This window comes from Brevibacillus borstelensis, assembly GCF_036700025.1.
Lineage (GTDB): Bacteria > Bacillota > Bacilli > Brevibacillales > Brevibacillaceae > Brevibacillus > Brevibacillus borstelensis.
Genome location: NZ_CP144922.1, coordinates 2,364,721 through 2,384,958 on the forward strand (window position 1 = coordinate 2,364,721; position 20,238 = coordinate 2,384,958).

At 52.6% G+C, this 20,238-nt stretch carries 19 protein-coding genes and 1 other annotated feature; of the genes, 15 read left to right on the top strand and 4 right to left on the bottom strand.

Features of this window, described 5'->3' with window-relative positions:
* Positions 1-118 precede the first annotated feature (118 nt).
* The 12 genes from V5G20_RS11035 (at position 119) to V5G20_RS11090 (ending at position 12,875) form a co-directional block, all read left to right on the top strand.
* Positions 119-403: a YlmC/YmxH family sporulation protein gene (locus V5G20_RS11035; RefSeq protein ID WP_003386239.1), complete on the top strand. Its 285-nt coding sequence runs from the start codon at positions 119-121 to the stop codon at positions 401-403.
* A 126-nt stretch (positions 404-529) separates the two neighbouring features.
* Positions 530-1,357 (top strand): peptidoglycan editing factor PgeF, encoded by an 828-nt coding sequence (gene pgeF, locus V5G20_RS11040; protein WP_003386238.1) that lies wholly within the window; start codon positions 530-532, stop codon positions 1,355-1,357.
* Positions 1,358-1,394: 37 nt separating this feature from the next.
* A complete protein-coding gene (locus tag V5G20_RS11045) occupies positions 1,395-2,093 on the top strand; it encodes a YggS family pyridoxal phosphate-dependent enzyme (RefSeq protein ID WP_003386237.1) in 699 nt (232 codons plus the stop codon).
* A 27-nt stretch (positions 2,094-2,120) separates the two neighbouring features.
* Positions 2,121-2,540, top strand: coding sequence for a cell division protein SepF (locus V5G20_RS11050; RefSeq protein WP_003386236.1), 420 nt, complete (start codon positions 2,121-2,123; stop codon positions 2,538-2,540).
* Between the two features lie 79 nt (positions 2,541-2,619).
* Complete coding sequence (locus V5G20_RS11055; protein WP_003386235.1) at positions 2,620-2,892, top strand: YggT family protein; 273 nt, start codon at positions 2,620-2,622, stop codon at positions 2,890-2,892.
* Between the two features lie 11 nt (positions 2,893-2,903).
* Positions 2,904-3,677, top strand: coding sequence for an RNA-binding protein (locus V5G20_RS11060; RefSeq protein ID WP_003386234.1), 774 nt, complete (start codon positions 2,904-2,906; stop codon positions 3,675-3,677).
* A gap of 99 nt (positions 3,678-3,776) precedes the next feature.
* Complete coding sequence (locus tag V5G20_RS11065; RefSeq protein WP_003386233.1) at positions 3,777-4,268, top strand: DivIVA domain-containing protein; 492 nt, start codon at positions 3,777-3,779, stop codon at positions 4,266-4,268.
* A gap of 68 nt (positions 4,269-4,336) precedes the next feature.
* Positions 4,337-4,602 (top strand) — a binding site (T-box leader).
* A gap of 50 nt (positions 4,603-4,652) precedes the next feature.
* Positions 4,653-7,436 carry an isoleucine--tRNA ligase gene (gene ileS / locus V5G20_RS11070; RefSeq protein WP_024984193.1) on the top strand — a complete coding sequence of 928 codons (2,784 nt, stop codon included), beginning with the start codon at positions 4,653-4,655 and terminating at the stop codon, positions 7,434-7,436.
* 654 nt (positions 7,437-8,090) lie between these two features.
* A complete protein-coding gene (gene ltrA, locus V5G20_RS11075; RefSeq protein WP_024985202.1) occupies positions 8,091-9,356 on the top strand; it encodes a group II intron reverse transcriptase/maturase in 1,266 nt (421 codons plus the stop codon).
* A gap of 205 nt (positions 9,357-9,561) precedes the next feature.
* Positions 9,562-10,323 carry a TraR/DksA C4-type zinc finger protein gene (locus V5G20_RS11080; RefSeq protein ID WP_003386231.1) on the top strand — a complete coding sequence of 254 codons (762 nt, stop codon included), beginning with the start codon at positions 9,562-9,564 and terminating at the stop codon, positions 10,321-10,323.
* A gap of 15 nt (positions 10,324-10,338) precedes the next feature.
* A complete protein-coding gene (locus V5G20_RS11085) occupies positions 10,339-11,457 on the top strand; it encodes a mandelate racemase/muconate lactonizing enzyme family protein (RefSeq protein ID WP_251237672.1) in 1,119 nt (372 codons plus the stop codon).
* A gap of 17 nt (positions 11,458-11,474) precedes the next feature.
* On the top strand, positions 11,475-12,875 hold the full coding sequence (locus tag V5G20_RS11090; RefSeq protein WP_031932816.1) for an MFS transporter: 1,401 nt from the start codon (positions 11,475-11,477) through the stop codon (positions 12,873-12,875).
* A gap of 36 nt (positions 12,876-12,911) precedes the next feature.
* On the opposite strand, the gene V5G20_RS11095 is transcribed toward V5G20_RS11090, so the two are convergent.
* The 4 genes from V5G20_RS11095 to V5G20_RS11110 all read right to left on the bottom strand — a co-directional run bounded on the left by V5G20_RS11095 (position 12,912) and on the right by V5G20_RS11110 (position 15,407).
* Positions 12,912-13,394: an NUDIX domain-containing protein gene (locus V5G20_RS11095; protein ID WP_251237674.1), complete on the bottom strand. Its 483-nt coding sequence runs from the start codon at positions 13,392-13,394 to the stop codon at positions 12,912-12,914.
* A 3-nt stretch (positions 13,395-13,397) separates the two neighbouring features.
* Positions 13,398-14,318 (bottom strand): NAD(P)/FAD-dependent oxidoreductase, encoded by a 921-nt coding sequence (locus V5G20_RS11100; RefSeq protein ID WP_003386226.1) that lies wholly within the window; start codon positions 14,316-14,318, stop codon positions 13,398-13,400.
* 79 nt (positions 14,319-14,397) lie between these two features.
* Positions 14,398-14,817 carry a hypothetical protein gene (locus tag V5G20_RS11105; RefSeq protein ID WP_003386225.1) on the bottom strand — a complete coding sequence of 140 codons (420 nt, stop codon included), beginning with the start codon at positions 14,815-14,817 and terminating at the stop codon, positions 14,398-14,400.
* Complete coding sequence (locus V5G20_RS11110) at positions 14,814-15,407, bottom strand: TetR/AcrR family transcriptional regulator (protein ID WP_003386224.1); 594 nt, start codon at positions 15,405-15,407, stop codon at positions 14,814-14,816. Before V5G20_RS11110 ends, V5G20_RS11105 begins: the two co-directional genes overlap by 4 nt.
* 190 nt (positions 15,408-15,597) lie before the next feature.
* Between V5G20_RS11110 and V5G20_RS11115 the strand changes: the two genes are divergently transcribed.
* From V5G20_RS11115 to V5G20_RS11125, 3 genes are all read left to right on the top strand, one after another.
* Entirely contained in the window at positions 15,598-17,010 is a 1,413-nt protein-coding gene (locus tag V5G20_RS11115; protein ID WP_003386222.1) for an LCP family protein, read from the top strand.
* Positions 17,011-17,181: 171 nt separating this feature from the next.
* Positions 17,182-19,335, top strand: coding sequence for a DNA topoisomerase III (locus tag V5G20_RS11120; protein WP_003386221.1), 2,154 nt, complete (start codon positions 17,182-17,184; stop codon positions 19,333-19,335).
* Between the two features lie 170 nt (positions 19,336-19,505).
* Positions 19,506-20,171, top strand: coding sequence for a PspA/IM30 family protein (locus V5G20_RS11125; RefSeq protein WP_024984277.1), 666 nt, complete (start codon positions 19,506-19,508; stop codon positions 20,169-20,171).
* Positions 20,172-20,238: the final 67 nt, after the last annotated feature.

The window sequence follows — 20,238 nt, forward strand, 5'->3', positions numbered from 1 at the left end:
TTGTCCAAGCCCTGCGGAACGGCACTGCAGGGCTTATTCTTTTGCGCCGGATTTCGGACATAATCGCCCGCCTGCTCATATAATGAAAGGGAAGGGGAGAAAAGTAGGTGAGGAGCAGATGGTCAAGATTTCAGATTTCCAGACCAAAGAAGTAGTCAACATCTTGGACGGCAAGCGGCTTGGACAGATATCCGACCTGGAAATAGACCTTCGCCACGGGAGGGTAGAGGCCATCGTCGTCCCCGGACCGGGTAAGTTTCTCGGATTTTTTTCATCGGGCAATGATTATGTCATCCCTTGGCGCAACATTGTGAAAATCGGGAAAGACGTTGTTCTTGTGAGAGTAGAAGAGACGCTTCGCGTAGACGTGAAGGGCAGCACCGAGGATGAGTACCGCTCGTAGAAAGGCATAAGAGAGCCTTTCTTTTCTTTTGGGCTATGGTATCATTAGCCATAGAAAAGAGAGTCCAGCATGCGAATGGACAACCCGGTTTTTCTACGGTTCTATCACGAAGGAAGAGGTGGCGGCATGAACGAACCATTTGTTGGACATACAGGGAAAGCAGGGCTTCGGCTGGAGGAGTGGGAAAAAGCGTTTCCCGGTCTTGTCGCAGGCTTTACCACACGTTCCGGCGGGGTAAGCGAGCAGCCTTACGGATCGTTTAACATGGGGCTGCATGTCGGCGACAGCTCCTCCCACGTGGTAACCAACCGCAAGCGGCTTGCCGAGGAGCTGGGCATGCCCTTCGATGCGTGGACCTGCGCAGACCAGGTGCATGGCAACCGGGTATGCGAGGTAGTGGCAGGAGGGGCAGGCAGAGAAAGTCTGGAAGACGTCATTGCAGCCACGGATGGGCTATTTACAAATAAACAGGGAGTCCTGCTTGTGTCTTTTTACGCAGATTGCGTGCCGCTTTTCTTTCTGGACCCGGAGACGGGGGCGATCGGGCTGGCTCACGCCGGATGGAAAGGAACTGTTTCGCGTATTGCCGAGGAAATGGTGCGTGCTTTTGAGCGCAACTACGCAGCAAAAGCGGCAAACATGAAAGTGGCGATCGGCCCGGCAATATGCGGGAACTGTTATGAGGTCGATGAGCGGATTATCGGGCAGGTACGGGCAGCCGCAAAAAATTGGTCGCCAGCAGTGTCCCCGCGTGAAAATGGGCGCTACCTGCTGGATTTGCCCAGACTCAATCAGGAAATTGTAACGGAATGCGGAATATTGCCCGATAACATAATACGGACCCAATGGTGTACAAGCTGCCGTACAGACCTGTTCTTCTCCCATCGGAGAGAAGCGGGACCTGCAGGGAAGACGGGAAGGATGGCCTCCTTTATCGGATGGCGGGATCGTTGAAATAGATCTTTGTTTGGAAAGGGAGTCGGAAGAAGTTATGACGCGGGAACAGGAATTGCTGAAAGAAAGATTGGACCGAATCGAAGAGAGAATAGCGGCTGCCTGCAGCCGTTCGGGGCGCGACCGCAGCGAGGTAAAGATCGTCGCGGTTACGAAATATGTAGGTGCCGACACCATTGGCGATTTGCTCAAGGTCGGCGTCGAGCACATCGGCGAAAACAGGGTCCAGGATGCCCTGCCCAAATACGAGCAATGGGGAGAGCAGGGAGTTTGGCATTTTATCGGCCACCTGCAGACAAACAAGGCCAAAGAGGTCGTCGGCCGCTTTTCCTATATTCACTCTCTGGACCGCTTGTCCCTGGCCCGGGAAATAGAGAAACGGGGAGAAGCGTTGAATCTTGTCGTTCCCTGCTTTTTGCAAGTCAATATTTCCGGGGAAGAGACAAAATTTGGCCTTAGTCCCAATGACGTATTGGCTTTTTTGCGCGAAACCAGTAATATGAAACATATAAGGATCGCGGGATTGATGACCATGGCGCCTCATGTCGAAGATCCGGAAGAGGTGCGGCCTGTATTTCGTGGTCTGCGAGAATGGAAAGAGCGGATCAATGAATGGAAGTTTCCGCATGCGGAAATTACAGAGCTGTCGATGGGCATGTCCAACGACTTTGAAGTAGCGATTGAAGAAGGAGCTACATATATTCGGCTAGGCTCGGTTTTGGTCAAGCCGGACTAATCGACCATTCACGAGAGGAGGATTGCTATGAGCGTTATGAATAAAATCAAAGGGTTTCTGGGATTGGAAGACGAGGAATACTTCGAAGAGACGGTAGTAGAGGAACGCGAAGAGCAAGAGCCTATTGCCAGACGACAGCCTGCAGCGCGTGCGAACAATGTCGTTCCTTTTCAGACACGGGAGAAGGAGGGAATCCGTTTGATCCTCTGCGAACCCCGTCAATACAGTGACGCCCAAGACATCGCTGACAACCTGCGTCACCGCAGACCAGTCGTGGTCAATTTGCAACGGGTGGAAAAGGAACAGGCAAAACGGATTATCGACTTTCTCAGCGGCACTGTCTATGCGCTGAACGGCGATATCCAAAAAGTCGGAGACTACATTTTTGTTTGCACACCCGATCATGTTGACATCCAGGGTACCATTTCCAGCGTGGTGGAAGAATAAAAGTGTTTGATTGAACGGAAGCGAAGTTTGGATGAGTAACATGATGCTTGTTACTTTGAAAAGGATAAAGGGTGAGTGAATGACAGCCATTCTGTTTACGATCATTGATTTTGCCTTTACGGTTTATCAGTTTATGGTGATTGCGTATGTCCTCATGTCGTGGGTGCCTCAGATGAGAGATACGGGAATCGGGCAACTGCTGGAGCGGCTGGTGGAACCGTATTTGGCTCCGTTTCGTCGGTTCATACCGACGCTCGGCTTCATTGACATATCTCCAATCGTAGCGTTGATCGCACTGAATTTTGCCCACAGCGGATTGAAGACAATCCTCATTAAACTGCTGTATATGTAGGAGCCGGTCACATGAGTGTATACGACCATTTTCGAAAAGAAGAACTTCCCTTTGTGGAACGGGCGCTGGAAATGCTGACGCTGGTAGAGCGGAAGCAGGCCATGCGCCTTACTGATTTTTTGGACCCGCGGCAAGCGGCCATACTGAAAAGCTTGACCTCGCAGGTACAGGACGTCTCGGTTACCGCAAACGGCGGCTATGAAGGGGCAGAGAGGGTTCGTGTAATGCTGCACCCTGATTATCTGACCCCCGAGGCGGAGGAGTTTCGTTTGACCTTGCTGCACATCGCCGCTGATCAGCGGTTTAAGCGGCTGGAGCACAGGGATGTGATGGGAGCCTTGCTCAATGCAGGCCTCAAGCGGGAGAAATTCGGGGATATGATCGTGGACGAAAGCGGCTTGTTTGCCGTCGTTGCAGAGGAAGTGGCTGACTTTGTCCGCGTTCAAGTGACCCATATTCACCGTACGCCCGTTTCGTTTGAAAAAGTGGAGTGGGCCTCCTTTCAGGCGCCGTCAGAGCGTTTGACCGAAAAGACCATCACCGTTCCCTCACCGCGAGTGGACGCGGTAATCGGCGAGGTGTACCATCTGTCACGGGCCAAGGCGGTCATCCCGATCCGTGCCGGCCGTTTGAAGGTCAATTGGAAGGTGGTAGACGATCCGTCCTACCAGCTAGAGACGGGAGATATGGTTTCCCTCGCCGGTTTTGGACGCTTCAAGCTGCTCGAAGTGGCCGGAGCTACCCGCAGTGGAAGGTTACGAATGAATGTCGGCTTGGTTACATAGAATCATAGAAGGGCTTAAAAAATTGCAAAATCCGGCAGGAAATGATGTGGAAGCTGTCGAAAATGTCAGTACGATTATCGGAAGAAGTGGGGGGTACATGTGCCTTTAACGCCGTTAGATATACACAATAAAGAATTCAGCACAGGATTCCGTGGTTACAACGTCGACGAAGTAAATGAATTTCTGGATCAGATCATCAAGGACTTTGAGCTTCTGATCAAGGAAAAGAAAGAAATGGAAGAGCGCATCGCCATACTGAATGAGCGTGTGGATCACTATAAAAGCCTGGAAGAAAACTTGAGCAAGTCCATTCTCGTCGCTCAGGAAACGGCCGAAGACGTGAAGTCAAACGCAAGAAAAGAAGCTCAGTTGATCCTGAAAGAAGCGGAGAAAAATGCAGACCGGATCGTCAACGAAGCGTTGGCGAAGTCTCGCAAGATTGCAATCGAGATCGAAGAGTTGAAGAAACGGGCGTCTGTGTACCGGATGCGTTTCCGTACGCTGCTCGAAGCCCAATTGGAGATGCTGGAAAACGGCGCGTGGGACGATATCGAACAAGCAGATTCGTCTTCCGCAGTGCTTGCCGAATAATCCATTGACGCCAGGGCTATGATGGTACTATAATTTATTGAAACTTTTCTTTACAACTATACACTCGCTGACAAACGATGATCGGGACGAGTAAGCGATCGAGCGCAGCTTAGAGAGCCGGTGGACGGTGAAAACCGGACTGCTGCTTGCCGCTGAAAATCACCCGGGAGTTCAATAACCGAAAGACTGCTGGCTGCGTCGTGCGGCGGTCGAGTAAGTGAGCGCGTCATTCTCGTTACGAATGAATCAAGAGGAACAGGGCTTGTGCCGGTATATTTCGGCTGATTTCTGTTCAATCAGGGTGGTACCACGGGAGCTTTCTCTCGTCCCTACAGGGGATGAGGGAAAGCTTTTTTATATTTTTCTGTAGGAGTGAATCAGACAATGGATTATAGCAAAACGCTGGCACTGCCAAAAACAGACTTTCCGATGCGCGGGAATCTTCCGGCCCGCGAGCCTGACATGCAGGCAAAATGGGAAGAGCTGAATATTTATGAAAAAGTGCAGGAGCGGACAAAAGGACGCCCCAGCTTCATTTTGCATGACGGCCCTCCTTACGCGAACGGCGACATCCACATCGGCCATGCCTTGAATAAAGTGTTGAAGGACTTTATCGTCCGCTACAAATCGATGGCGGGCTACTGCGCTCCGTACATTCCGGGCTGGGATACGCACGGCTTGCCAATCGAACAGGCAATCATCAACGCCCAAGGACTGGATCGCCGCAGCATCGAGGTAAATGACTTCCGCAAACGCTGCGAAGAGTACGCCTGGAGCTACATCGACAAGCAGCGCGACCAATTTAAGCGCCTCGGAATTCGCGGTGACTGGGAAAATCCGTATGTGACCCTGCTGCCGGAGTACGAGGCACGTCAAATCAAGATTTTTGGCGAAATGGCGAAAAAAGGCTACATCTACAAAGGGCTGCGCTGTGTGTACTGGTCCCCGTCATCGGAGACTGCGCTTGCCGACGCCGAAATCGAATACAAGGACAAGCGCTCGCCATCCATCTACGTCAGCTTCCAGGTACAGGATGGAAAAGGCAAGCTGGATACGGAAACAGGTGTCGTAATCTGGACGACCACGCCTTGGACGCTGCCAGCCAACCTGGCGATCTCCCTGCATCCGGAACTGGAGTACAACGTAGTCAAAGCCGACGGACGCAAATTCGTACTTGCGGGCGGACTGTTGGAAGCGGCCAGCAAGGAAATTGGCTGGGAAAGCGTAGAGGTGCTGGCAACCTTCAAAGGGCAGGAGCTCGAAGGCGTAGTCACCAAGCATCCGTTCTACGATCGCGAGTCGCCGATCATCCTTGGCGAGCACGTAACGCTCGACGCCGGTACGGGCTGCGTTCACACTGCTCCGGGTCACGGGGAAGACGACTTCGCTGTCGGTCAAAAATACGGCCTTGGCGTACTGTGTCCTGTGGACCACGAAGGAAAAATGACCAAGGAAGCTCCCGGCTTCGAAGGGTTGTTCTACGAAGATATCAACAAGCTGGTCACGGAAAAGCTGAATGAGACAGGCGCGCTCTTGAAGCTGGGCTTCATCACTCACTCGTATCCGCATGACTGGCGTACGAAAAAGCCGGTCATTTACCGTGCGACAGAACAGTGGTTTGCTTCGATTGATGCATTCCGTGAAAACATGCTCGAGGCCATCAAAAACGTGAAGTGGATTCCGCACTGGGGAGAAACCCGTTTGGCGAATATGATCGCCGACCGCGGAGACTGGTGCATTTCCCGCCAGCGCGTATGGGGTGTGCCGATTCCGATCTTCTACTGCAAAGACTGCAACGAGCCGATCATCAATGACCAAACGATTGAGCACATCTCCGAGCTGTTCCGCAAAGAAGGCTCGTCCGTCTGGTTCGCTCGCGAGGCTAATGAGCTGGTGCCAGAAGGCTTGTCCTGCGGCAAATGCGGCTGCACGGAATTCCGCAAAGAAACAGATATCATGGATGTATGGTTTGACTCCGGCTCCAGCCATGAAGCGGTATTGAGAGAGCGTGGACTGGGCTGGCCGGCTGACATGTACCTGGAAGGCTCCGACCAATACAGGGGCTGGTTCAACTCCTCGCTGTCCACTGCCGTTGCCGTATACGGTACAGCACCGTACAAAGCGGTATTGAGCCACGGCTTCACGCTGGATGGAGAAGGGCGCAAAATGTCGAAGTCGCTCGGCAACACGATCGTTCCGCAGGAAGTCATCAACAAGCTTGGCGCGGACATCCTGCGTTTGTGGGTAGCTTCGGTCGATTATCAGGCTGACTCGCGCATCTCTGACGCGATCCTCAACCAGATCGCGGAAGTATACCGCAAAATGCGCAATACGTTCCGCTTCCTGCTGGGGAATCTGGACGGCTTCGATCCGGCGAAAGACCGCGTAGCCTACGAGCAATTGAGCGAGCTGGACCGCTATGTCCTGGCCAAAGCAGCGCAAGTAGTCAAGCGTGCGCGCAAGGCTTACGACGAGTACCAGTTCCACACTGTCTTCCATGCCGTTCACAACTTCTGCGTCATCGATCTGTCTGCTTTCTATCTGGATATTTGCAAAGACCGACTCTATGTGGAGGCGCCGGATAACCTCAAGCGTCGCGCAGCGCAGACTGTCATGTACGATTGTCTGATGAGCCTGGTCAAGCTGGTGGCACCGATCCTGCCGCATACAGCAGATGAGGTATGGAGCTTTATCCCGGGTGTGACAGAAGCAAGTGTTCAGCTGACTGACATGCCGGAAGCAAATGAACAGCACTTGGGCTTTGCAGCGGAAGCACTCAGCAAATGGGATGCGTTCCTCGCAGTACGCGATGAGGTACTGAAGGCTATGGAAGAAGCGCGCCGGAACAAAGTATTCGGAAACTCCGTAGACGCCAAGCTGGCGCTTTATCCGCAAACGGAAGAGACGGCAAGCGTACTGTCTTCGATGGAGGATCTGGCCGACCTGTTCATCGTTGCCCACGTTGACCTGCATCCGTACGGAACGCCTGCTCCTGCGGAAGCGGCTGCATTGGAAGGAATCTCTGTCGTGGTAGCTCCTGCTGACGGTGTAAAATGCGAACGCTGCCGCGTCGTGAAGCTGGATGTCGGTGCCGACAGTGCACATCCTTCCATCTGCAAGCGCTGTGCATCCGTTGTCAACGAACACTATGCGCATGTAACGGAGTAAGAGGTCCTTTCATCGGTCAAAAAACAACTGAAAACCGACGAATGAAAAGCAGTTTTTGTCAAAGTCGCCCAAGTCGTCATGACTTCGGTCGACTTTTTGGTGCGCCCAGCATGGGCGATAGCTATAGGGTGAAAGTCCCGAACGGGGGTTGGCTGTACCAACCGTTAGCTCAAGGCAAGGGTGTCGACCGCGAGGTCGAATCTGAAGGAAGCCGGCGGCAAAATCCCGACCTGAGGTACACGAACCCAATTTGAGGCTGTTGTATCCGGGCGAGTCTGCCAAACAAGACAAAGCCCCATACAGCCAAGGGATACAGTAGTAAACTTGGGCAGGTACATGGGATGAAAGTTATCGTTCTTACCTGGGGAGGTCTGCATGAAACGCCTTCAACTGTTGGTAACCGTCTCCGTAAGGAGACGCTGAACATGCAGAAGTCAGCAGAGGCCATAGTACCCGAGTAGAGGACGCTTGAATGGGGAAGGGCCGAACATCAAGTCAGCATGCGATCCATGTCTTTTGATACGGTACGTCGAAGCAGAATTCTGTCAAGGAACTACTTTTGAAGAGCAGGGGTGAAGCCCCGAGGGTACAAAAGAGGGCTGAGTATCGTACAGCAAGCACGGAGTCCGCATGTGCGAAGGAAGGAACATCATTATGGATTTGCTGGAAAAAGTCTTATCACGGGAAAACTTACGGATGGCACTCCAACGAGTGGAGGAAAACAAAGGTGTCGGTGGAGTCGATGGTGTTTCAACCGAACAACTACGCGATTATCTACGTGAACACTGGCAAGCCATCCGCGAGAAGATGGAAAGGGGAACCTATAGACCTTCACCTGTTCGCAGAGTCGAAATCCCGAAACCTGACGGTGGTGTAAGGTTATTAGGCATTCCCACCGTGGTAGACCGCTTTATTCAGCAGGCCATCCTCCAAGTGTTAACGCCGATCTTCGACCCCACCTTCTCGGAATCTAGCTATGGGTTCCGTCCAAAACGTAGCGCTCACATGGCAGTAAGGAAAGCGCAAGCGTATATCTCCGAAGGATATCGTTTCGTGGTGGACATCGATCTAGAGAAATTCTTTGATCGCGTAAATCATGATATTCTAATGAGCCGTGTGGCTCGAAAAGTTCAGGACAAGAGAATTTTAAGACTGATTCGTTCCTACTTGAATGCGGGGATCATGATAAATGGCGTCTGTACAACATCAAGTGAAGGAACACCGCAAGGTGGGCCGTTAAGCCCACTTTTGGCAAATATCCTACTTGATGATTTGGACAAGGAACTCGAAAAGAGAGGCCACCGTTTCTGCCGCTACGCAGACGATTGTAATATCTACGTGAAAACAAAACGGGCAGGGGAACGAGTAAAGAAGAGTATTCAAAACCACTTGGAGAAGGTACTAAGGCTAAAAGTAAATGAGGAGAAAAGCGCGATAGACCGACCATGGAAACGAAAATTCTTGGGCTTTAGTTTTACCTTTGCAAAACAGACAAGGATTCGCATCCACCCCAAATCCCTCCTCAAGCTAAAAGAGAAAATCCGCACGATCACGAATCCGGTGTGGAGCATCTCGATGGAGAAGCGGATTGAAAGAATAAATCAGTACCTCATGGGCTGGATTGGATATTTCGCCCTTGCAGACGCGAAGGGCATTCTACAATCCATTGAGGAATGGACAAGGCGCAGGCTCCGTCTTTGTTTGTGGATGCAGTGGAAACGCGTGAGAACCAGATATCGAGAACTTCGTTCTCTTGGCATATCTCACGTAAAAGCCATTGAAATTGCAAATACCCGCAAGGGTGCATGGCGTACCACAAAGTCTCCGCATATACACAAAGCCCTCGGCATTGCCTACTGGCAACAACAAGGGCTGAAAAGCTTAGTGCAACGATATTCTCAAATTCGTCAAGCTTGGTGAACCGCCGTATACCGAACGGTACGTACGGTGGTGTGAGAGGACGGGGGTTAGTCGCCCCCTCCTACTCGATTTATCCCTCCGAATAGTGTTTTTTTCTCCATGACCTTTACCTTGATACGGTTGGCGTATTTGCGGCCGGGGTTAATTTGAACAGCGAATAGACATACTACCCTTCAGAGATAACAAAGGAAGGACGGTGTCATACGTGGACGAGCAGAAGCTGGCGCGCTTCAGGGTAAGACTTCTAGAGCAGAAGAAGGAACTGGAGGATCGGGTGCAGGACCACTATGGAATGCGCGAACCGATGTCTACTTCCCTACAGGAATTTTCCATGTACGATAACCACCCGGCCGATATCGGCAGCGAAATGTTTGAGCGGGAAAAGGATCTTGCCCTGGACAGCTTGGACAGGGAAACACTAAAGGAAATCGATCAGGCGCTGAGCAGAATGGAGGAAGGCACATACGGCATCTGTACGGTATGCGGACAGGACATACCGGAGGAGCGTCTGGAAGCGTTGCCTCAAGCCCAGACGTGCAAGGAACATGCACCTGCTCCGAACCTCAACGAATCGCGTCCAATCGAGGAAGAATTCCTCCAGCCGCCATTTGGGCGGACTTCTCTGGATGAAAAAGAGGGACAAAACGGCTTCGACGGCGAGGATGCCTGGCAAATCGTCGAGGCGTGGGGAACCTCCAGCACGCCGTTTTCCTTCGTGGATAATGACAAAACCGACTACAAGGAAATGTATATAGAAAGCGACGAGCCAGACGGGTTTGTCGAGGCTGTGGAGGAAATCGGATATACGGATATTCACGGCTATCACGGGCCGGACAGCGTCAAATTCATGCGCAGCGGAACGTATGAAGAGTATATGCGCAAAGGCGAAGGAAAAGGGCAGTTCTTGAATTATGAAGATGCCTTGGAAGAAAGAGCGGAGCGGGAAGGGCGAAATGATTTGATGTAAATCAGGAGGACTTTCATGCAGATCGCACGCGTTGAGACGTATCCCTTGCTCTACACGCTTGGGCAGCCGTATGGGGACGCAAATGGGTACAAAAAATACCGGACCTGTTTCCTGATCAGGATCATTACCAACTCCGGCACCGAAGGCTGGGGTGAAGCGGTTGACTGGCTGCCCACACTGGAAAAAGGCTTTTCCGAGAGGATCATTCCTTATTTGCTTGGAAAGCGGGCGACAGACCGGTTGTCAATCGTCTCCACCATCGCAAAATGGCACCAGCGTGCTGCCGTGGCGGTGAGCATGGCTCTGACTGAAATTGTGGCAAAAGAGGCAGGCTTGTCACTGTGCGAACTGTGGGGAGGTGCCTTGCATAGCTCTATTCCGGTTTACGCCTCGTTTCAATCGTACAGCGATAGAGAAGACTGGCCGCTCCATTCAGTCCGCCTCGTCGAAGCCCAGATTCACAACGGTTTTCGCATGGTCAAAGTGAAAGTCGGAGGCAGGTGCTGGCAGGAGGACCGGAGGCATATTGAACGACTGAAGGCCTCCATTCCGGAAAGTGTTCAGGTGGCTCTGGATGCAAACCAAAGCTATGATCTGGCGACTGCCCGCAAGTGGGAGCAAGTTTTTTCTCGCTATGGAAATTGGTTGTGGATGGAAGAGCCGATGCCGATGGAAAGGACCGAGGAGTATGTGAAGCTTCGTGCAGCTCTTTCGGTTCCTTTGGCAGGCGGGGAGAATTTGATTAGATGTAATCAATTTTTACCTCTGTTAAAAAATGGGGCTGTTGACTTGATTCAACCTGACCCCGTTCATTCGGAAGGCATAGACAGCTATCGGGAGAACCTGACGATGGGCCGAAATTTTGGGCATCGGGTTTCCCCCCATGTTTACGACGGCTCCCTGGCCCGTCTTTATGCCATCTGCTCACAAGCTTGCTTGCCTGCCTGGAGCAAAATGGACGGAGACAAAATCGAGCCTGTCGAATGGGACGTCATGGAGAATCCGTTTACGGAATTATTCCCAATAAAGCTTCAGGGAGGACTGGCTGTCGTCCCTGATGGCATCGGTATTGGTGTTGAACCGGATTGGAGAATTATAAACGCATTGCGCTGGGACGGCAGCGCATACGTGTAAATACGGGGAGATTGGACATGGCGCAAAACACAAAAAATCTGGTTGGTTTAACCGGCATCCCGCTGGTCATGGTGCTGGGCAATTCAATGCTCATCCCTGTATTGCCCACAATGAAATCCAAAATGGATCTGACTGCCTTGCAGACGAGCTTGCTGATCACTGCTTTTTCGATCTCTGCGGGAATTGTCATTCCGCTTGCGGGCTATTTGTCAGACCGGTTCGGACGCAAGATCGTCATTATCCTGTCGCTCATCCTCTATGGTGCAGGCGGCTTGGTGGCCGGTCTGGCATCGCTCTGGTGGGACAATCCGTACATGCTTATCATGCTGGGTCGCGTAATGCAGGGGGTTGGAGCGGCAGGAACAGCTCCGATCGCGATGGCGATGGCCGGAGATTTGTTCAAAGGCGCCTCGGAAAGCCGGGCGCTTGGCTTGATGGAGACGTCCAACGGGCTTGGGAAAGTCCTCAGTCCGGTTTTCGGCTCGCTCCTGGCGATGATTGCGTGGTATATGGTGTTCTTGGCTTTTCCCATTATTTGCGGAGTGGTTTTGCTGCTGTTTCTGTTTTTTACCAAGGAGAAAAAACAGGAAAAACAGCCGATGCCGGTTCGCCAATATCTTCAGTCGATTGGGCAAGTCTTTCGGCAGCATGGGCGCTGGTTGATTCCGGCCTTTTTTATCGGGAGCATCTGTCTGTTTACGCTTTTCGGGGTCTTGTTCTATCTGTCCGACCTCCTGGAAGAAAAGTATAAAATCGACGGGCTCTTGAAAGGCGCATTTTTGGCGGTTCCCCTTTTGGTGATGAGCATCACAGCGTACATCACCGGATTGATTATCAAGAAAAAACTAGGGCTCATGCGCCTCTTTGTCATCATCGGGATGTTCCTGCTTGCCACTTCCTACGTTATCGCCAATTTTGTAAAAGGTGCTTATGTATTGACGGGCGTTCTTATCATTGGAAGTGTCGGTACGGGATTAATCCTGCCCTGCCTGAACAGTATGATCATCGGGGCTGTAAAGAAGTCAGAGCGGGGGATGATTACCTCATTGTACAGCGGTGTCCGTTTTATCGGTGTAGCCGTCGGACCGCCTGTGTTTACCTGGCTTTTGGATAGGTCAAGAAGCGTGATGTTCCTCTCGATTGCGGGGCTGGCTGCACTATTTGGGGTGGTGGCGATCTTCTTCTTGAAACCGAAGCAAGCAGGGGATGCTGCCTCGGAGCAGCCGTCGGAAGAAGAGGAGGAAAGCGCCAAAGAGACAAAGGCGATGGAGCAGGTAGCGGAGATTCTTGGCATCCATCGGGAGAGCGAAGAGGACAAACGACGCGTGGAAGCGATAAAAAGGTTTGGATTCGATCCAAACGATTTAATGGACGCCTTGTTAAAGAACAAAGGGACCAAAAACAAGGAAAAAAGCTGACAGGCATCCGCCTTTTTAAAGGAGATGCCTGTCTCTTCATGTTTTCACATTCGCGGAAAAGGGATGGCGCCTTGCTTGCTCAAGCGTCAACGGATAGACGTCATCATACAAATATCGGCTAAACGGTTTTTGCCCTTTTACCGCTACGGGTATTTCCTCAAACCAAACGGCTTCTTCCACATCGGTTCCGGTTGGGAGATCCGCAAGATGCAGCACCCGGGCTATGTAGATATCCTTTGCGATTTCACCGCCAACCGTGTACTGACCGATCCTCTCGATTGCTTCCAGGACAGCACCCGTCTCTTCAAAGGTCTCCCGGACGGCGGCGGCCAGGCTTGTTTCACCGGGCTCGACTTTTCCCCCGGGAAGTTCAATCCCTCGCGTCCGATGACGGGTAAACACCAGCTTTCCTTGCCAAAAGGGGAAGACGAGGACGTGCTTGGCGGTACGCTGGCGAAAGACGGCAGGATCAAAGGTAAGGGTAACCGCGAAGCCGAAGTCATCTACGAATTCATGCATGCTTCACTGCTCCTTCAGTTGGAGTGAAATGTGCTTTACTGCCTTCATCGCCTGACCTGCCGCCAAAGACAGGCTGCCATAATCCGCACCGTTGGTGACATCACCGATCGCGTAAATCCATTCTGTCCCTTTGACCTGCTGATAATTGTCTGCCGGCAGATAGCGGGAATTTTCTTCTCCCAAAAGGCTGTCTAACCCGTCAACATTGCCGTGAACCCCAATTCTGGGCAAAATGCGATCGACGCTTATTGTTGAAGGCGTATCCGGACGAAAGGAGCGAAGGGACAAAACAGCTTTTCCATCCCGCTCCGAGCAAGCGGCGACCTCCGTTTCCCACAGAATCGTCAGCGAAGGAAGCGTGGAAAGTCGTTCTCTCCACTGGGAGCGGGCCCGCATGTGGGCGCTTCTCACCAAGAGGTGAACCGTCCGTGCATAGCGGCTCAGATTGTAGGCGCTCTCCGCTGCACGATCGCCTCCGCCGATGACGGCGATGTCCATTCCGGTGACTGCTTCCGCCTCGGCGGTAGTGGAAAACCAGGGGGCCAGTACCTTGGAACAATCCGCGAGGGCAGGAATCTGATTAGGGCTTACGCCTGTCGCAACGATCAGATAGTCTGTCTGATAGGCCGTCCGCGTGGTTGTTACCTTTCGCTTGGTGGGATCGACCGAGGTCAGCGCTTCACCAAACCGGACTTGCAGGCTTCGAAGCACTTTATGACTTTGCAGCTCTTCAAGAAGGTTCGTTCCGTCCGCGTAAATATGCGGAGGAAAATCCCAGATTTCATTGTGGATTTGCGCCAGCTGGCCGCCCAACCGATCCGTTTTCTCGATCAGAATGCAGGACAACCCGAGCCGTTCGCACCAAATGGCGGCCGACATTCCCGCTATGCCGCCGCCAGCGATAAGTACCTGAACATGTTCCACACGAGTCCCCCTTTCCAAAAAGAGACTGCCAAACGCTCTCTATATATATGCTTTCTATGATGATCCAGACAGTTTTAGACTACCCCTTTCGACGGGCGAGTGCAAGAGTGTTCTGCCAGGCCGGGATCAAGATGTACAACCCGTAGGCAAAGACCACCCAGACCGAGAAGGAAAGCACCTGCTCATCACTCATGTGCGGGAAGAAGAGAGTGTGATTCGAAAGGGAGATGCTGTCCAGCATTAGTCCTACGGCTGTGCCAAGCATCCCGAAGCGGACGAGGCCGTACTTTGATGGATCAATCAGGTGGTAGGAAAGGCCCACCAAGTAAAGAGCGATGGCCGTGACAGCTTCCAGTCCGAGAAAGACGGGGAAAAACAGGTCGTGTGTCACACTGACAAGTACGTGATGGCCAAAGTAACGGAAAAATAACGTGACCAGCAGCCAGACTATTGCGCCGGAGACAACCGGAGTGACCCATTCGCGTGTTGACAGTTTCATCGTGATTCGGCTCCTTTCCTTCCAACAAGAAATGAAATGACATGAGCGAGGTCGGCATACGCCTGATCGGCATCAAAGGTGGGCGACAGCAGCGCCTGCAAGGCGAGTCCGTCAATCCACGCATTGAACAGAGGGGCCCAGCGTTCGGCTGGAATATCAACAGGTGTACGCTCCCCCGCGAATTTTTTGACAATCTCGCCAAGCGCTTGATTTTCCTGGTCCTGCAGCAGGGCCAGCTCGCTGCGCAATGAGTCCTGATAGATACCCGCAGCGATCAAGGAGAAATAGACGCGATGATACGGAGAATCATGGGTACAGCGGCTCCGGGCGGAAGCGAGCGCCTTTTCCAAAATGGCTTCGCCTTGGCCGGCATCTGCCAGAAGGTCATGCCAGGAATCCTGACACATTTCTTTAATCAACTCGAGAAGCAGTTGTTCTTTGTTGCGAAAATGGTAGTACACCGTTCCTTGGGTAACGCCTGCTCCCTCGGCCACAGCTTTCAAGGTAAGGGCCTGCATCCCGTGGCTTGCGATTACCTGACGGGCAGATTGGAGCAATTCCTGACGAGAGATGACGTTCGGTTTGGCCATACACTCACCCTCTTGACATTGATTAGTTAGTTGAATGACTAACTCTATTGTGATTTTCATAATAGGAGAAAAAAATGGCATCGTCAAGCAGCCTTCACCAAAGTTTTACAAAAATAGACCCGGGTATGGTAGAATGAGACATAATTTTACAAGAACAAAAATTTCTCTGTCTTTTCGAGGGAGTGACTGGATGTTGGGGAATACACAAAAGAACGGAGTGCCGACGGCAAAGCAGAGGCGGACCAAGCGGAGCAAAAAGGGTCTCAAGCTGTGGCTCATGTTGACCGGCAGCATGCTTCTGCTAGCAGCCATCATCGGCGGGGGATATGTCCTCTCCAAGCTGGATGACACGCTGACGGAGGTAACCGAGAACCCGTACAAATTGCCGGATCAGCCCGTAGTCGAACAGCATTACGAAGAAAACAAATCGCTTTCGATCCTGATCATCGGGACGGATACACGCCAGAACATCGGCATGCTGAATACGGATGTTCTCATGCTGGCTGTCGCTGATCCGGATGACAAGAAGGTGAGCATGGTCTCCATTCCGCGGGATACGCGGGTAAAGGTGCCCGGCTACCCGGAATACCACAAGATCAACGGAGTATTCGCCATTGGAGAAGGGCTGAGGCAGCAGGCGGAGAAAAAGGGAGAGCCTGTGACCGAAAACGGTGTGACCATCCTGAAAAAAACGATGGAGAGCATGTTTGGCATCCCGGTCGACCACTATATCCTGCTTGATTTTGAAGGCTTCAAGGCCGTTATCGACAAATTGGGAGGAGTCGAGGTAACTGTCGACCGCGAGCTGGTCTACGAATTGCCGCGCGGGGGTGTTTACCGGACGCTGAGAGCTGGCAAACAGGTGCTGAATGGCGAGCAGGCTCTCGGCTATGTCCGCCATCGTATAGACAGAAGGGGTAGCAAATACGATTCAAGCGATTTCGACCGGAACAGGAGGCAGCAAGAGGTGATCAAAGCCGTTACCGACAAGATGACCTCTGCTGATGGACTGACGAAGGCCCTGGCTGTTTTGGAAACAGCCGGCAAGCATGTGAAAACCGATTTGTCGAAGGATCAAATCAAAGGCTTGGCCATGGATTTCAGCAATTTCTCCTCGAAAGACATCGTTTCGCTTGACAACGGGGCGCTGTGGGATTCCCGCCTGCTGTATACGCTGTGGCCGCGGGAAAACATGAATGAGATCCGCCGCATTCTGCAAAGCGAGCGGGGCGCTCAATCCGAAATCGCGATGAACGACGCTGCGATCGCGGAGGTAGCCCGTGCGGAGCCCCGCAAGCCTTCCGGGGGAACAAAACCGTCCACCGGCAGCGGAAGTCATGCAACTCCGGCTAAGCCGCCGTCCGCAAAGCCGGACTCTGGCTCAACCAAGCAGCAAACGAGTCCGCAGCCTCCGAAGCCCCCAGGTGATATGCAGCCGGATGTCAATACTGCACCGGGAGAAGGGCAAGGTGGTGCGGTTCCTGTTCCGGGAGGTGAAGGTCAGCCTGCGCCGGCAGACATGCCGCCTCCCGACATTGTCAATCCGCAGCAGTGGGTGCCGAGTCCGCCTTCAGCGGGAGCCGACAACGGTCAGACCGGATAGACCGAGGCTGCATTCGAGAAGCGAATAACGAGCATATGGGAAACGGGGGCAGGAGACTGCTCCCTTTTTGTGCTTTCCATCCGCTCGCAAGGAGGGAAGCGGATAGTGTAAAATGAACGGGAACAAGCTTTTCAACAAAACCTGTACAAATAGCATAGGGAGAACGAGGAAATGAAGGTTGTCATAGCAGAAAAGCCGGACCAAGCCATGAAACTGGCCGGCCCCTTTACACATAGAAAAAAGCAGGGATTTCTTGAGATCGCCCCCAATCGCCTGTTTCCCCAGGGGGCGCTCGTCACATGGGCGATCGGCCACATCTGTGAGCTCGTTCCCCCGGAAGCGTACAATCCAGCCTGGAAAAGATGGACACTGCAAAGCCTGCCGCTGATTCCGGAGACGTTTCGCCATCAGGTGACACGGTCCAAAGCCAAGCAGTTTGCCATCATCAAGCAGCTCCTCAGACGGTCTGATGTTCGTGAAATTATCCACGCCGGTGATGCGGGGAGAGAAGGCGAGTTGATCGTCAGGACCATCATCGAACAGTGCGGCGTGAAAAAACCGATGAAGCGCTTGTGGATTTCCTCTCTGACCGAGAAGGCCGTTGTCGCGGGCTTCGAGTCGCTTTTGGACGAAACGGAGACGCAAAACCTGTATCAGGAAGCCTACAGCCGCTCCTGTGCCGACTGGCTGATCGGCATGAACGCCTCCCGTGTCTACACGATTCTGCTGAAGAACAAGGGGATCAACGATGTATTTTCAGCGGGGAGGGTTCAGACCCCGACACTTGCGCTGGTCGTCAAGCGCGAAAAGGAAATCGCGAACTTCAAGCCCGAACCGTTTTGGGAGGTGCTGGCCACTTTTCAGATCGATGGCAAGAAGTACGAGGGCGTCTGGCAAAAGGACGGGCAGTCCCGCATCGACCAGGCGGAGATGGCAGAGCGGATCGCCGCCTTTTGCCGCGGGAAGTCAGCCTCTGTAAAAGAGGTGAAGCAGGAACGGAAGGAGTATTTGCCGCCCTATCTGTTTAATCTCTCGGCATTGCAGGCAACCGCCAACAAGCTCTACAAGTTCTCGCCGCAAAAGACGCTTGAAGTGGCACAGAAGCTCTACCTGAAAGGATATCTTTCCTACCCGCGCTCCGATTCCAGCTTCGTCACCACGGAGGAGGCGCGGACCTTTCCCGATATTCTCGCCAAGCTGGCAAAGCAGCCGGCGTTCAGCGGCTATTTTCCGACGCCCAAGACATCGCTTGCAGGGAACAGCCGCTACGTCAATCAGAAGAAAGTGACGGACCACTATGCGATCATCCCGACGGAGCAGGTGCCGAACGTCGCGAAGCTGCCTGATGAAGAGCGCAAAATTTACGACCTGGTAGCGCGCAGGCTGATCGCCGCCCACTGCGAGAGCGCATTATTTGACTATACGACCGTGCTGACGCTGGTGGAGGGACGGGCAGAGTTCGTCAGCAAGGGAAAGGTTCAGGTGCGTGCCGGTTGGCGAACCGTGTTGTTTGACCAGGAGAAGGACGGCGACGATGAGATTTTGCCGCCGCTTGCAGAGGGCGAAGAGGGCAGCGTGCACAAGGTAAAGGTAAAGGAGAGCAAGACGCAGCCGCCCAAGCGATACACGGAAGGCCAGTTGATCACCTTGATGAAAACGGCGGGCAAGCATTTGGACAACCAGGAGCTGGAAAAGGTCCTGATGAAGACGGAAGGCTTGGGGACGGAAGCGACCAGAGCCGGGATCATCGCCATGCTGAAGCAGCGCAAGTACATCGAGGTAAAACGGAACCAGGTGTTTGCCACGCAAAAAGGCATTCTCTTGATCGAAGTGATTGGAGACAAGATTCTGGCATCCGCCGAGATGACGGCGCGTTGGGAGCAGCGTCTGGCCGAGATTGGCCAGGGACAGGCGTCTGCCCAGGCGTTCATGGAGCAAGTGCGAAAATTGTCCCATAAGATCGTCCAGGACGCCGTGGAGCAATCGAAGGAATGGAACCTGCAGGACTACGATGTCCAGGCCCTGCCCAAACAGGCTTCGCGATTCAGACTCGGCAAAAAGGTGGCCGCCTGCCGGGTATGCGGCGGAGATCTGGTAGACAAGGGAGATTTCTACGGCTGCAGCAACTACCAAAAGACAAAATGCAGCGTGACCATCTCCAAGCAGATCATGGGCAAGAAGATTACCGAAACCAATGCCAAGAAGCTGATGGAGCAGGGCAAAAGCAACAAGATCAAGGGATTTAAAAAAGGACAGGAGAGTTTTGACGCCTATCTGGTTTGGGACGAGGAGGAGAAAAGAGTGAAGGTCGAACAGGACTCGTAATACTGGCGCTGAAGCCTTGAATGGGTGATCGGGGAGCGAAAAGAGTTTCTCTGCCCTGAGTCCTATCGTTTTTTGAAACTTCTTTTGTACTCATCCGTACCTATATAGAGAAAGAGGTACAGCGTCTAAAGTTGTATTTCCAAGTTCCTTATCCGAGGAGGAAAAGACCTATGTCCATTTTTAAAAGACTTCGCGACCTGACCATGTCCAATCTGTATGCGCTTATAGAAAAAGCGGAAGATCCGATTAAAATGACCGACCAATACCTGCGTGACATGCAGGAAGACCTGGCGGAAGCGGAAAAAGCGGTGGCTGCTCAGATCGTTTTGGAAAAGAAATTCAAACAACTGTATGAAGAGCAGGAAGCCCTGGTGAAAAAACGCGATGAGCAGGCCCATGTCGCAGCGCAGGCGAAAAATATCGACCTCGCTCGCCGCGCGCTGGAAGAAAAGAAAGCAGCCGAGCAAAAAATGGCCGAGTACAAAACAAGCTATGAGCAAAACAAGGCTGCTGCCGATATGCTGCGCGAAAAGCTGGAAGAAATGCGCAAGCAGATTACCGAGCTGAAAAACAAACGGGAAACATTGGCTGCACGCGTGAATGCCGCCAAAGCGCAAAAGCAAATCAACCAATCGATGTCCGGGTTCGACTCCAGTACTGCTATGGCCGGGCTGAAGCGCATGGAAGAAAAAGCGATGCAGCTGGAAGCAGAAGCGGAAGCGAGCGGAGAGCTGTACAAGAAACAATCCTCTCTGGACGAAGAAATTGCCAAACTGAGCAAGGATCAGCAGGTTGAAGACGAGCTTGCTGCGCTGATGAAAAAATACGAGGGGTAAGCCGCCTGGGCGGTCCCCCTTTTTTCGTCGCAGGAAGTAACGAAATGATGCGTAATGGACCGATAGT